General features: G+C 51.7%; 13 protein-coding genes and 1 pseudogene. 11 read left to right on the top strand and 3 right to left on the bottom strand.

Annotation, left to right across the window (positions count from 1 at the left end; all coding sequences use genetic code 11):
- Nucleotides 1-136: pseudogene (locus tag JJU47_RS07460) on the top strand (endonuclease III); the annotation flags it as partial.
- A gap of 133 nt (nt 137-269) precedes the next feature.
- On the top strand, nt 270-1,496 hold the full coding sequence (locus tag JJU47_RS07455; protein WP_228617770.1) for an MFS transporter: 1,227 nt from the start codon (nt 270-272) through the stop codon (nt 1,494-1,496).
- 36 nt (nt 1,497-1,532) lie between these two features.
- On the opposite strand, the gene JJU47_RS07450 is transcribed toward JJU47_RS07455, so the two are convergent.
- Nucleotides 1,533-2,384 carry a DUF3800 domain-containing protein gene (locus tag JJU47_RS07450; protein WP_228617765.1) on the bottom strand — a complete coding sequence of 284 codons (852 nt, stop codon included), beginning with the start codon at nt 2,382-2,384 and terminating at the stop codon, nt 1,533-1,535.
- Between the two features lie 322 nt (nt 2,385-2,706).
- Between JJU47_RS07450 and recU the strand changes: the two genes are divergently transcribed.
- From recU to JJU47_RS07410, 8 genes are all read left to right on the top strand, one after another.
- Complete coding sequence (gene recU, locus JJU47_RS07445) at nt 2,707-3,306, top strand: Holliday junction resolvase RecU (protein ID WP_409631327.1); 600 nt, start codon at nt 2,707-2,709, stop codon at nt 3,304-3,306.
- Nucleotides 3,307-3,326: 20 nt separating this feature from the next.
- A complete protein-coding gene (locus JJU47_RS07440) occupies nt 3,327-5,948 on the top strand; it encodes a transglycosylase domain-containing protein (RefSeq protein WP_228617763.1) in 2,622 nt (873 codons plus the stop codon).
- A gap of 81 nt (nt 5,949-6,029) precedes the next feature.
- Nucleotides 6,030-6,590, top strand: a complete 561-nt coding sequence (locus JJU47_RS07435; RefSeq protein ID WP_228617761.1) for a hypothetical protein — start codon at nt 6,030-6,032, stop codon at nt 6,588-6,590.
- 16 nt (nt 6,591-6,606) lie between these two features.
- On the top strand, nt 6,607-8,856 hold the full coding sequence (locus JJU47_RS07430) for a DEAD/DEAH box helicase (RefSeq protein WP_228617759.1): 2,250 nt from the start codon (nt 6,607-6,609) through the stop codon (nt 8,854-8,856).
- The gene (locus tag JJU47_RS07425; protein ID WP_228617756.1) at nt 8,853-10,010 is read left to right on the top strand and encodes a ribonuclease H-like domain-containing protein; all 1,158 of its coding nucleotides are present in this window, start codon (nt 8,853-8,855) and stop codon (nt 10,008-10,010) included. The genes JJU47_RS07430 and JJU47_RS07425 overlap by 4 nt, the downstream gene beginning before the upstream one ends.
- Nucleotides 10,007-10,552 (top strand): SLOG family protein, encoded by a 546-nt coding sequence (locus JJU47_RS07420; protein WP_228617754.1) that lies wholly within the window; start codon nt 10,007-10,009, stop codon nt 10,550-10,552. Before JJU47_RS07425 ends, JJU47_RS07420 begins: the two co-directional genes overlap by 4 nt.
- 5 nt (nt 10,553-10,557) lie before the next feature.
- On the top strand, nt 10,558-10,854 hold the full coding sequence (gpsB, locus tag JJU47_RS07415; protein ID WP_228617751.1) for a cell division regulator GpsB: 297 nt from the start codon (nt 10,558-10,560) through the stop codon (nt 10,852-10,854).
- An 18-nt stretch (nt 10,855-10,872) separates the two neighbouring features.
- A complete protein-coding gene (locus JJU47_RS07410) occupies nt 10,873-11,448 on the top strand; it encodes an NERD domain-containing protein (RefSeq protein ID WP_228617748.1) in 576 nt (191 codons plus the stop codon).
- Nucleotides 11,449-11,474: 26 nt separating this feature from the next.
- On the opposite strand, the gene JJU47_RS07405 is transcribed toward JJU47_RS07410, so the two are convergent.
- Entirely contained in the window at nt 11,475-11,783 is a 309-nt protein-coding gene (locus tag JJU47_RS07405) for a hypothetical protein (RefSeq protein ID WP_228617745.1), read from the bottom strand.
- Nucleotides 11,784-11,878: 95 nt separating this feature from the next.
- On the opposite strand from JJU47_RS07405, the gene JJU47_RS07400 reads away from it, so the two are divergent.
- Nucleotides 11,879-12,142: a hypothetical protein gene (locus JJU47_RS07400; protein WP_228617742.1), complete on the top strand. Its 264-nt coding sequence runs from the start codon at nt 11,879-11,881 to the stop codon at nt 12,140-12,142.
- Nucleotides 12,143-12,161: 19 nt separating this feature from the next.
- Here JJU47_RS07400 and JJU47_RS07395 read toward each other — a convergent pair.
- The coding region (locus tag JJU47_RS07395; RefSeq protein ID WP_228617740.1) for an FAD-dependent monooxygenase at nt 12,162-13,560 on the bottom strand (1,399 nt) is incomplete at its 5' end.

Here is a 13,560-nt window from a genome sequence, read left to right as displayed (position 1 = left end):
CCATCACCAATTCATCTTCTTTGGCCGCTACCATTGCAAGGCCCAACGACCGGGCTGTGAAGAATGTCCACTTCTTCACATGTGCCGGGAAGGAAAAAAACGGATGAAGTCACGTCAAGCGACCGATCCGTCATGAACGACTCACCTTCTTGATGAAAATTCGAGAAGGTGTTTTTTATACGTATAGGGGTATTTTTGTGATACACTCAATCTGCAAAAAAAAGTCAGCACTTCACAACGGTGGAGGGTGGTAAGGGGATTGAGGCGTGATGAATCAAACACGGATCGGAATACAGGAAAACCGATTGAACTTTATACTGCTCGTCGTAACGAACTTTTTCGTCGGATCGATGGTCGGGCTCGAACGAACCCTTCTCCCGGTCATCGGTGAAGAAGATTTCGGGCTCGTCTCGACGAGTGCGGCACTTTCGTTCATCGTCAGTTTCGGATTTTCAAAAGCGATCGTCAATTACTTTGCCGGAGCGATTGCCGACCGGTTCGACAGAAAGAACGTGTTGTTGTTCGGTTGGTTCGTCGGTTTGTTCGTACCGCTGCTCGTCATATTCGCCACGTCTTGGTGGATGATCATCGTCGCGAACGTCTTGCTTGGGATCAACCAAGGACTGACGTGGTCGATGACGGTGAATATGAAAATCGATTTGGCGAAACCGACAGAGCGAGGTCTCGCCGTCGGGATGAATGAGTTCGCGGGCTACGTCGGCGTCGCCGTCATGGCGGCCGCGTCGGGCTACGTCGCGACGACCTTTTCGAATCGTCCCGAACCATTTTATATCGGGGTCACGGTCGCCATTACCGGGTTCCTCTTATCCATGTTTGTCAAAGATACGAGCGGGCAGCTCAGTCTTCAAGGGAAAGGGACACGAGAGCGCCGTTCTGCCAAACAAGTGTTCATGCAGACGACGTGGAAAGATCGGTCACTCTCAAGTCTCACTGCCGCTGGTCTGTCGACGAACTTGAAAGACGGTATGGCGTGGGGATTGTTCCCGTTCTATTTCGCCTCGAAAGGGTTGAGCTTATCGGAGATTGGTCTGATCGTTGCGATTTATCCAGCGGCATGGGGGGTGTTCCAACTGTTCACCGGCGTGTTAAGTGATCGCATCGGCCGTAAAGGATTGATTGTCGGAGGCATGTTGGTCCAAGCGACATCGCTTTGGATGATTTTGCTCGTAGACGACTATTCGCTCTGGATGGTCGCTGCACTGTTGCTTGGCATCGGGACGGCGATGGTGTATCCGACGATCCAAGCCTCGATCAGCGATGTCGCCGAACCGAATTGGCGCGCCTCGGCGATGGGCGTGTATCGTTTTTGGCGGGATAGTGGATATGCGTTCGGTGCGTTGATTGCCGGGCTATTGACGGATGTGCTGTCCATTGATTGGGCGATCGGTCTCGTGGCGGTGATCCCATTCCTGGCCGGTATCGTCGCCTTCGCGCGTTTGCGTGAGACGTTGCCTGGACTGCGTACTGAGGACTGAAAAAAACCGGCCCCGTTGATGACAACGGGGTCGGTTTCAATGATTCCACGGATGGTCGCTCCATTCGCGGCGTTTTTTCGTGATCGGTACTTTTTTGAATCCCCAGTTGCGGAAATCCTGGTCCGGACTTTCTTTACGAATGTAAATCTTGTCCTTGATCGCTTTAAAGATGCGGTTTTCATCCCCATAATGGACGAACCGTGGTTTGACTTCGATGACGCCGCGACGGACGCGTGAGAGCGGCAGACAGACGAGGTCGGCGATTTCGAGACCCGACTGATAGATCGTGTTCTGCTTCTCGGAGAAGATGAACCCTTTAATCTTTTGTCGACTCTTTTCGACATCCAAATGAACTGTTCCTGAGTTGAAAATGTCAAAGAATGCCTTTTGGATAAGAAGATTCTGGTAGTCATCACGCGATTCGAGTACGACTCGGGCGCTGACTGCTTCCGTTTCTTCTAAAAATGCGTAGAACGATTTCATCAAGTGGGCGAACGCGACAACGTAAGGATCTTTCGGCGTGGAATAGAAGTCATGCAGCTTCTGCTTATCGACTTCGACGCTGATGATCGTACAGTTGATGTCACGTAGGAAGTCCGGCAGTTTGTTCCAAAAATCGCGGAGCATGTCGATCGTGATACCGTCTTCTTTCCCGTACGGGTGCTCAGCTTTCAAAATCTCTTTCAAATGGAGCGGGATGTTCTCGGTTTTGAACACATCGCGTTTGAACGCGTACAGCCGTCGTTTCAACTCACAAGGCATGCCGGCCTCGTCCGCGTCAATAGCGTACTTGTATTCCATGAGGACGCCCGTTAGATTGAATTGCGTGTTTCCTTTCGGCGTGCCCGTCTCGTCGACGAACATGACGTACTTCTTTTGTGTTTCCATCGTACCCCTCCAACACAGCTACATCTCATTGATGTCCAGCTTCGCTCTTTTTCTTCATCATTTAAAACTTTCATCAATCGGGTTTACGCCGATCGTAAAATGGCTAATTAGTAGAAGACTTATTGTAGAAAAATATTCATTGGCACAGTAACAAGCTTGTGTCAATTTGAATACACAATACACTACATACTAGTTTAACACACAAGAGTTTGGTACGATATGCATTGCGGAAAATCCACGACAGAGTCGAACGACAGAACTCGACAATCAGACCTTAGACGGAAGGAACGAGTGGGCCGACCTGCTAAAATGAGTTGTAGGGGTGACGACATTGTTCCACTATCCAAATGGAAAGAAAGCTGCATCGTCCAATCGGACAACGAGCCGACCTGAGACCCCGACGTACGCGAACCGGGGAATGAACTTAGAGACGTTGCTCAACGATACGAACGAGTACTATCGGTTGCACGGCAAAGCCGTCATCCATAAAAAACCGACGCCGCTGCAAATCGTCAAAGTCGACTATCCGAAGCGAAGCGCCGCCAAAGTGACGGAAGCGTACTTCAAACAAGCCTCGACGACCGATTATAACGGCGTGTACCGAGGGAAGTACATCGACTTCGAAGCGAAAGAGACGAACAATAAGACGTCTTTCCCGCTCGGCAACTTTCATGACCACCAAATCACACACATGCGTGATTGTATGAAACATGGAGGGATTTGCTTTGTCATCATCCGGTTTAGCCGCTATAATACGCAATATGTGTTGTCGGCAGACCAGTTGTTAGACTGGTGGGGACAACGTGAGACGGGACGTAAATCGATCCCGCTCAGCTATATCGAACAACATGGAATTGAAGTCCCAACCCGGGCAATGCCATCTGTCGACTACTTGACGGCGCTTGAGGCATGGCTCGATTGAATAGAAGGAGTGAAACGTGAATGGAACGAAGTCGGGTGGCACGTCGACAAGACACGACGACCAATAAACAGAAGAAGACGACGAAAAAGTCGAAACCAAAAACGAAAAAGCCAATCTGGCGCCGCATTCTTTTAATCGCAACATTACTATTCATTATCGGCGTCGTCGTTGCGGGCGCTTATTCAGCCTACGCAATTGCAACCGCACCACCGCTTGACGAAGAGAAATTAGTGAAGACATACCCAATCCAATTGATCTCTTCGAACGGGGAACCACTCGAGAGTGGGCAAGTGCGCGAATACGTTTCAATCAACGACATTTCAGAAGTGATGCAACAAGCTGTCGTATCAATTGAAGACCGTCGTTTCTATGAACATAACGGGATTGACATTCGCCGAATCGGCGGCGCGGTTCTCGCTAACTTGACAGGCGGGTTCGGGTCCGAAGGTGGATCAACGATCACGCAACAGCTCATCAAACAATCGATGCTCACGAGTGAGAAGAGTATGAAACGTAAGATTCAAGAGCAATGGCTCGCCATCAAACTCGAACGTGAATATTCAAAAGAACAGATTCTTGAAATGTATTTGAACATCAACTATTACGGTTCAGGCGGCTACGGGGTACAGTCGGCCTCGAAAGCCTACTTCAACAAACCAGTCTCGGAAGTGAACTATCAGGAAGCTGCGATTCTCGCGGGCCTTCCGCAACGTCCGAGTGCATATGACCCGATCAGCGGTGACCAAGAACTGACGCGTTATCGTCAAGAACAAGTGCTTGCTTCGATGAAGCGAGACGGTCATATCACGGAAGAGCAATACAATGAGGCGCTCAACGTCGAGATCGCGGACGTCATCTCGCCGGCACCCCAGACGGACGGCGAATCGTATACACGTGCCATCTACGCCCGCGTCCAAGCCGAGCTTGAGGAAGACTACGGCCTCGAACAAGCGGACATTTACGGGGCAGGTTTAAAAGTGTACACGTCAATCGATAAAGACTTGCATACGAAATTTAACAGTGACATCAAATCGGATAACGTCGACATCCCGAACGGCGCCTTCCCGGAAGACCTCCGCATGGGTGCGACCGTCCTCAACACGAAGACGGGTGAAATCGTCGCCTTGATCGACAGCCAACAATCCGAGCAAGGCGAGAAGAACTATCGTGATTTCTCACGCGAGAACCGCCAAATCGGTTCGACGGCGAAGCCGTTCTTCGACTACGGTCCAGGGATTGAGAATGGACAGTGGTCGACGGGGAAAGTACTCCGTGACGCTCCGTTCGAAGACGAAGATTATAATCCAATCAACTACTATGAAGGTTATCGTGGCTCAAATACGATGCGTTATTTCTTGACGGTTTCGGCGAACACACCGGCCGTCCGTGCCTTCTATGAAGTACGTGACGAGTTCGGGCAAGACGCGATCAAATCGTTCGTCGAGAACGTCGGCATTGAGCCCTCGATGTCTGGCGACGAGATGAACGCCTCGAACGCGCTCGGTACGGCCGAAGCGAGCACGTCGCAGATGGCAGCCGCTTATGCTGCGCTCGGGACGAACGGCATGTATACGAAGCCGCACTTGATTCAAAAGATCGAGTTCAACGACGGCTCGACGATCAACTCGCCGGTGAAAGCAAAACAAGCGATGGAAGACTATACGGCGTACATGCTCACAGACATGCTCCGTGACGTCGTCAGCGGTTCAAACGGGACGTATCAACCGGGTGCTTTTCCGTATGACGTCGCCGGGAAAACAGGGACGACGAATAACGATATGGATAAATGGTTCACCGGCTATACGACCGACTACTCGATTTCCGTCTGGACCGGTCGTTCGAACGAGACGCCTGATACGGTAATGAAACCTAACTACGCGCAGTTCTACTTCGAGTATATGATGCAAGAAGTAACAAACGCGAACGGTCGTCCGGCATCGTTCCAACAACCGGACTCGGTCCTGTCGCTCGGGAACGAACTGTACGTCAAAGGCACGAAACCGAAAGATTTAGAACCAGACAAACTTCCTGCCCCGACCGGCGCATCGATCAATTACGATATCCCGGCGGACCGCGGAACGTTGACATGGTCGTATAACAAAGAAGCGGTGCAAGCGGACGGCTATCAAAATCTTTCCTTCACCGTGACGGAGAAACGGCCAGACGGCAGTGAACGCGTCGTCGCCACGACGTCGGACACGAGTGTCGATATCTCGGGTCTGACAAACGGAACGACGACGTTCACGATTGTCGCCACGGCGACGAATCCGCTCGTCGGCGAACAACAGTCGAGTCCGCTTCAAACGCAGTATACGGTTCAGCGCAATCAAGAACCGGCTGAGGAAGAAGAAGAGCCAGAGACGGAACAGCCGACTGAAGAACCAGCCGAGGAAGAACAGTCGAACGACAATAACGGTAACAACAACAATGGAAACAACAGCAATGGAAACGGCAATGACAACGCAACGGATTCGGAAGAGACGACGGAAGAGCCAGCGACGGAAGAAACACCGCCGGCTGAAGAAGAGTCTGGGACCGATCTTGAGCGTCAGTCTAACTCGGAATCGACTGAGTCGAACGAGAGCCGTGGAAACGGGAATGGCGACCGTGGAAACGGGAACGCTGACCGAAACAATGAATAACGACCGACAGGGTGATTTCGATCGCCCTGTTTTTCGTTGTCGTTTGTTATAATGAAAAGAAAGCGAATAGGATGGTGACAAATGGTACAACTCTCTCTTAAACGTAAGATGAAAGTGTTGTTTGTAATCGATCGGCTGCAAGATGATGATCTTGGTCTTCCGCTACACGGTATTAACGGCTTGAAGATGGGACGCACCCTATTGGGCGATTCGATTCCGTTCGGGAGGCTGCTCCACGATCAAGCTGTCGCCGATGCAGCGGGCCATCCTCATTTGAAACGAATCGGCGTCGAGACGATGTTTCTCGGTGACGAGTCATTTTATGCTGAACTGTTACGCGGGAAGCGTCAAGGACTCTCCGCGCGTGAAGACTATTATAAAACGGTGCAACGCTACACGAAACATTTACAGGCGGTCCATTCGAAATGTACGAAGCTACATACGATCGTCTTATTCGGCCGGACGACACATCTGTTATATGCGGATGCGATCGAGCGGCTCGAAGAAGAGAACGAACATGTGGCGGACGCCTTCAAATCGATGCACGTCCTTCGCCTTCCGGCCATCCACCGGCTCGTTCGCGATGAACGGATCGAACAAGTGAAAGAAATCGTGGAGCGGCTCGCACCTTCGAAATCGTAAAAAAGAAGGTGAACTTATGCGGAAAAAGCGTTCCGTCGAAGAAATGATTCATACGCTGAAGACCGACCCCGGCTTCTCGAGCCACGTCACACATTGGCACACGGTCGACGCTCATCCGGCGAAATATGCTGAGATTCCGTCGAGCGTCCCGGCCGACCTCGTCCGTGTGTTGAACGAGCGCGGCATCAAACAACTTTACACCCATCAGGCTGAGGCGATCGTACAGACGGCACGAGGCAACTCGACCGTCATCGTCACTCCGACAGCTTCCGGGAAGACGCTCTGTTATAACCTTCCCGTCTTGTCGAAGATGATTGAACGACCGACCGCGCGGGCGCTTTATCTTTACCCGACGAAAGCGCTCGCTCAAGACCAAAACACCGATCTCATGTCGATGGTCGAGGCACTCGAAGGAGATTTACGTTGTTTCACGTATGATGGTGACACGTCACCAGCTGCTCGGACGAAAGTTCGCGATGCTGGAAATATCGTCATCACGAACCCGGACATGCTCCATTCGGGAATACTTCCGCATCATACGAAGTGGATCCGTTTATTCGAGAATTTGGAGTATATCGTCGTCGATGAGCTTCATACGTACCGCGGGGTGTTCGGCAGTCACGTCGCCAACGTCTTTCGGCGATTGAAACGGATATGCGCTTACTATGGGAGTCACCCGAAGTGGATTATGACGTCAGCGACAATCGCCAATCCGGTCGAACTCGCTGAACTATTGACGGAAGAAGACGTCGTGCTCGTCGATAATAACGGTGCCCCGCAAGGGAAAAAACACCTCATCTTTTATAACCCGCCTGTCGTCAACGAGGCGCTCGGTATTCGACGGAGCGCAACGCTCGAGACGAAACGGATCGCCTCGAAGCTCGTCGAGGCCGACATCCAGACGATCGTTTTCGCCCGCTCGCGCGTCCGGGTCGAAGTGTTGTTGACGTATTTACAGGAACTGACTCGACGTGAACTTGGTCCGAAATCAATCGTCGGTTACCGCGGCGGCTATTTGCCATCGGAGCGGCGAGAGATTGAGCGCCGGCTCCGCGACGGAGAGATCAAGGCGGTCGTGTCGACGAACGCGCTCGAGCTCGGTGTCGATATCGGTCAACTGCAGGCGTGCGTTTTGAACGGATATCCGGGCACGGTGGCGTCACTTTGGCAGCAAGCCGGCCGAGCCGGGCGCCGGAATTCCGAAGCGCTCGTCATTTTTGTCGCCTCGTCCTCATCGCTCGACCAACTCGTCGTCGACCAACCGGATCTCATCTTGGACCGGTCGCCCGAGGCGGCGAGACTTGACCCGAACAACTTGATCATTCTCGTCGATCATATAAAATGTGCCGCATTCGAATTGCCGTTTCATAAAGGGGAGCGATTCGGCACGGTCGAGACCGAAGACGTTCTCGAGTTCTTGACGGACGCCCACGTATTGCACGAGCGGGCCGATAAATATTACTGGATGACCGATTCGTTTCCGGCCCATGAGATTTCACTCCGGACGAGTGACCAGGAAAACGTCGTCATCGTCGACCAGACCGCGAAAAACCAAGTCATCGGCGAGATGGATACGTTCAGCGCGATGACGCTCTTGCATGACGAAGCCATCTACTTGCACGGTGCTGAACAATATCAAGTTGAAAAACTCGATTTTGACGAAAAGAAAGCGTACGTCCGTCAAGTCGATGTCGACTATTACACGGACGCGAATTTGGCTGTCGAACTGAAAGTGTTGGAAGAGAACAAATCGGATGGCGTCAAGACGTTCGGTGAGGTGTCGGTCATCGCGATGGCGACGCTGTTCAAAAAGATTAAGTTCGGCACGCACGAGAACATCGGATCGGGTCCAATCCATTTGCCCGAACGTGAGCTTCATACGACGGCAACGTGGTTCACGCTCGACGAACGGTTCGCCTACTCGGAAGCTGATATGGAAGACCAGCTCGAGGCGGTCAGTGATTTGTTGCGACGCCTCGCCCCGCTCTATCTCATGTGCGACAGTCACGATTTGTTTACGACGCTTCAAATGAAAGCGACCCATACGAATAAACCGACCGTTTTTCTATACGACCGTTATCCGGGCGGCATCGGCTTAAGTGAGGCGCTTTACCGGGACGCTGCCGTCATTTTAGATGCGGCGATGCGTACCGTCGAGGATTGTCCGTGTGTGAGCGGTTGTCCCCGATGTGTCGGCATGATCGGTTACGGCGACTTTAAACAGCAAGTCATCAATCAGTTGCATGCTTTGAAAGGAACGATATGAAAGCAAAATTAGCACGACTCATAAAAACGAATGAACCGAAACAAGTGACCGTGTCACCCGACGAGGTCGAACAAGAGAAGTGGAAATCACTAGGCGGTGAGATTTTGACGTTCGAGCGCGAGTGGTGTGTCCGTTTAAAAGAAGTCTATCCGCTCGAAACGACATACCATGATTATACGTACGCCGCGGCAAAACAAGCGTTATCCGCGGCAGTGCACCCGTTTTTCGCTGTCGACGTCCCGGCCCGGCAAGTGCTGTTCATGGACACCGAGACGACCGGCCTTCGCGGGTCCGGAACGTCCATCTTTTTGATCGGCTTCGCCCGGGTACAAGAAGACCATTTGGAAATGGTGCAGTACGTCTTGCCGCACCCAGCGTTTGAGACGGCGTTTTATTATCATTTCTTAAATGATATCGGGGACGAGGTCCGGTTTGTGACGTACAACGGGAAGTCGTTTGACTGGCCGCAAATCAAGACGCGTCACACGTTCGTCAAATCGAAAGTGAAGGCACTGCCCGCCGTCGGACACGTGGACTTGCTGCATGCGTCGAGACGACTGTTGAAACCGACGCTCGAATCGGTATCGCTCAAAGCGGTCGAGGCCCATTTCGGACACGAACGAACAGATGACTTACCTGGATTCTTGGCACCGATGCACTATTTCCAGTACGTCAAAGACCGCGAGCCCGAAATTTTGCAACCGGTCATCGAGCATCACCATGCCGATTGTTTGAGCCTCGTCTCGCTCTATACGAGACTCACCCATCTCGTTGAAGGAGAAGGGACGTCGTTTGGCGAGGAACGGGCTCATTGGCTAAACGACCTCGGTAATCAAGAAGCCGCGCTACAAACGTATGAACGGCTCGAAAACCCGTCGAAACGAGCACGTCTCCGGCAAGCGATGTTGTTGAAGCGCAGTGGACGAATCGAGGAAGCGTTGCCTATCTTTGAACAAATCGGGACGATCGAGGCGTTGACTGAACTGGCCAAGCATGCGGAACACCGACAAAAAGACATTCCGCTTGCCATCCGCTATACGGAACAGGCGCTCGAGTTGGCTGAACAGAGACGGACCGTCTTAAAGCAGACCGCGTTTAAAGAACAACGCGAACTGAAGCATCGTCTGGCCCGATTAGAAAGGAAGAGTTTATGAAAGTCGTTGCGATCACCGGTTACCGTCCGCACGAACTCGGCATCTTTAAAGCCGACCATCCTGGAATCGAAATCATTCAAGAAGCGTATCGCCGAAAAATTCTCGAAGCGATCGAACTGGGGGGCGAATGGTTCATATTTAGTGGCACGAACGGTTGTGAATTGTGGGCCGGACAAGTATTGTTAGAGTTAAGAGAAACATACCCCATCAAGATTGCGGTGTTCCCGCCATTTTTGGAAATGGAGGAGCGTTATAAACCGTACGAACAAGAGTTGTTTATCCAGCTCCAGCTCGAGGCTGACTTTTTTGAGCCATTGACACAGCGACCGTACGAAGACCCGAGCCAACTTCGGGCGAAAACCGCGTTCTTTTTGGATAAAGCAGCAGGACTAATTACGCTCTTTGACGAAGAGACGGGAGGAAGCCCCCGTTTTCTCGTCGAAGGGGCGAAACGGAAACACCAAATGGAGTTATTTATGATTACACCTGAAGACTTGCGGGTCATTGAAGAAGAAAAACAGTGGGAACAACAATGGGAGTGAAGACGATGCAAACGGAATTAACAGCAGAAGCCATATATAAACAAGAATTCAAGACCGCCCTCCGTGGCTATTCACAAGAAGAAGTCGACCAGTTTTTAGATGTTGTCATCCGTGACTATGAGAAGATGGCCAAAGAAATCGAACGTCTGCAGCAAGAGAACGATTCATTGCGACGCGGGGCAACCGATCAGCCTGAGCCGGTGAAACAAGTGCAACCGGTCGCTTCGAACTATGATATGTTGCGGCGCATCTCAAATCTAGAAAAAGCGGTCTTTGGTAAACAGGTAGGACCGAGCGAATAACGAGAGGAGGTGGATGGGATGTTACAAGTGTTGACGGCCGTTCCGAAAGAACCGGTGAAACGACAGACGAAAGGGCTGTTCCGTACGAAAGTGGAAGTGGTGGACCCGCCAAAATCGTACACGGATGAGATTGTAGAGATCGTTCGGCATACGTGTCGATTCGATTGGATGATGATTGAGCATGTGGAGATTGCCTCGACTTTGTTCGATTATGTACTCGTCGGTCCGAAAGGCGTGTTTTTAATTCGAATCAATCGGACGACATCGGCCGTTCACATCTCGAACCGGGAGTGTCGCCTCGAGACATCACTCGGTTGGAAAAACATTCATCCGCATCCGGTCTCAGAGCTCGAGACGGTGACGAAACAAGTGCGGAGTCGATTGAAAAAAGAATGCGGGCAGGCCGTACCGGTCACTTCATTCCTCATTTTTCCTGAGACGAGCCGATTGAAAGTCGAACGAGTCCGGGCCAACTGTGCGGCGTCGTTTGATACGATTGATGACGTCATCTCACGCACGAAGCTCGAACTGTTGACAGAACCGATCATCAAACAAGTCGCTTATTACTGTTCGGAGCGTCAGTTACATAAATAAGACAAGGTGCCGCGTGGCACCTTGTCTTATTTTAATAACTCTCTAGCCGCAGCCTCGTCTTTTCGGTGAACGAACAAGGCGACACGGTCATCTAAGTTTTTAGCGAGCGGACGGAACAGCCGTCCGGTCGGCAATCCTTGTTCGACCCGGCATTCAATGCCTTTCTCGGTCAAATACGCGTAATCTTCAAGCAATGACTCACCTTGTTTCCCGAACGCTTCGCCAAAGCGAACCCAACGGACGTTTCGAATCGTTCGAATCGTCACGAGAATGACGAACAACGTACCGAGCGCAAGAATCATCACGGTTCTTAAATCATTCCATACAATATCCACATCGTTCCACCCCTTCTTTACATAATTTTATCGATGTGGACAGTTGAAAGCAACCGACTTCGCCCGTTATACTCAAAAGGAAGAGGAGGATGACTGTGAAAACGTCTATTCAATCACGCCGCGAGGCCGTGAAACTACTTGAAAGTGAGCATGTGCTCTACATCCGTATCCATAACGGACAAACGGGGATGATCAGATCGACCGCCGAAGGAATTATCGTCGCCATCCCGAACAGCGAGACGAACAAGATTGACTTCCGAAAACTAGAAGACATCGAGGCGTTCGAGGCGTTTTATGATTTGACGCTCTCATCTCCAGGCGTCTTGTATTACAACAAAGAAACGCTCGACTCAAAATGAGAGTCGAGCGTTTTGTCGTCTAAGCGTAAGGTAACCAGTCTTGCATCGTGTCGCTTAGGGAAGCCACACGCAGATGGCGTTGCTTATGAAGCAAATAGCCGTCCGGTCGAATCACGAGCACGCCGCGTCGCATGAAGAGCGATTTGGCGAGTTCGTTGCCTTGGTCAAAGAACGGCCGGCTCGTCTTCGATAACGTGATGATTTGAAAGTAGGCTTGATGGGCATTCAAATAATCATAGAGCTCGGTCGCGTCGCGGGCCCCGTCATCGAGAACGAGCACTTGAAAGCGCCCGTCGGCGACTTCTGATATTTTTTGCCGCATCCCGTCGTCGGTACGAATCATTTCAATCTCCGGGAAAATCTTTCCTTCGGCGACACGTTGGAACGGGACACGAGAATGAGAGGGATAAGACAAGTGAAGCTGAGCAATTCGCTCGGTAATTTTTTGATTGATCAAATTGACACGGGTGAATACGTCGGCGCCGAGCGCTTGAAACGGCAATAAGACCGGAAGGGTCGTTTGAAGCACCTCGGTCGCCACGTTTGTCGTTTGAAGCACGTTCCTTGCGACGTGCTCGCGTTCATCGCGGTATGTCGCGACGACGCGAAACGGGGCGCCCGCCTTAAGATGGAGCCACAGTTTCCAACCGAGGTTGAACGAGTCGGCAATCCCCGTATTCATACCTTGTCCGCCGACCGGTGAGTTAATGTGCGCCGCATCTCCCATTAAGATGACGCGGTTATGGATGAACGCATCGACCATCCGATTGTGGACACGAAACAGGGAGAACCACTCGACTTCATCGATTTCGACAGGCATGTGACTGCGTTGTTCGACGAGTTCGCGTAACCGGGACTCGTCGAACGCTTCGTCGTTCGCGAGGTTACCGGTAATCCGAATCGTATCGTCTGTCAGCGGGAAGACTTCGAGTACGCCGCGATCCGAGAAGAAGATATGCACTTCTTCGCGAGAGATGTTCCATCTCGCCTTCATATCGGCGAGCACCCACGACTCTTTGAACGATTTGCCGCTGAACGGAAGGGCGAGCATGCGCCGAATTGAGCTGTTGGCTCCGTCAGCCGCGACGACGTACTTCGCTTCAATCGTCCGGGAGCGCGAGGAATCGGATTCAAGATGGGCTAAGACACGTGACGGGTAATGGGTCAACGACATGAGCGATTCACCGCGTCTCACGACGTGTCCGTGGGCGTTGAGTGCTTGTTCGAGAATCGCTTCCGTCTCGTTTTGACGGAGCAGCGTCACGAACGGATACGGGGTGACGAGGCGAGAAAACTCAAGTTTGGCCGTCCATTGTCCTGAAAAGTAAAGATTTCCTTTTTCAATCGTCCGGGCCCGGTCGAGCACTTCTTTGGCGACGTCAAGCCGGGAAAAGACTTCAATCGTGCGCGGCTGAATC

This window comes from Exiguobacterium sp. (assembly GCF_020832205.1).
Taxonomy (GTDB): domain Bacteria; phylum Bacillota; class Bacilli; order Exiguobacteriales; family Exiguobacteriaceae; genus Exiguobacterium.
Note: the sequence above shows the minus strand (reverse complement) of the source record. Positions and strands in the feature narration are given on the sequence as shown.

Excerpts from the sequence above, each read along its gene's own strand:
- JJU47_RS07440 (WP_228617763.1), top strand. The coding sequence starts at position 3,327 with ATGGAACGAAGTCGGGTGGCACGTCGACAAGACACGACGACCAATAAA.
- gpsB (WP_228617751.1), top strand. The coding sequence starts at position 10,558 with ATGCAAACGGAATTAACAGCAGAAGCCATATATAAACAAGAATTCAAG.
- JJU47_RS07430 (WP_228617759.1), top strand. The coding sequence starts at position 6,607 with ATGCGGAAAAAGCGTTCCGTCGAAGAAATGATTCATACGCTGAAGACC.
- JJU47_RS07455 (WP_228617770.1), top strand. The coding sequence starts at position 270 with ATGAATCAAACACGGATCGGAATACAGGAAAACCGATTGAACTTTATA.
- JJU47_RS07420 (WP_228617754.1), top strand. The coding sequence starts at position 10,007 with ATGAAAGTCGTTGCGATCACCGGTTACCGTCCGCACGAACTCGGCATC.
- JJU47_RS07410 (WP_228617748.1), top strand. The coding sequence starts at position 10,873 with ATGTTACAAGTGTTGACGGCCGTTCCGAAAGAACCGGTGAAACGACAG.
- JJU47_RS07450 (WP_228617765.1), bottom strand. The coding sequence starts at position 2,384 with ATGGAAACACAAAAGAAGTACGTCATGTTCGTCGACGAGACGGGCACG.
- JJU47_RS07435 (WP_228617761.1), top strand. The coding sequence starts at position 6,030 with ATGGTACAACTCTCTCTTAAACGTAAGATGAAAGTGTTGTTTGTAATC.
- JJU47_RS07425 (WP_228617756.1), top strand. The coding sequence starts at position 8,853 with ATGAAAGCAAAATTAGCACGACTCATAAAAACGAATGAACCGAAACAA.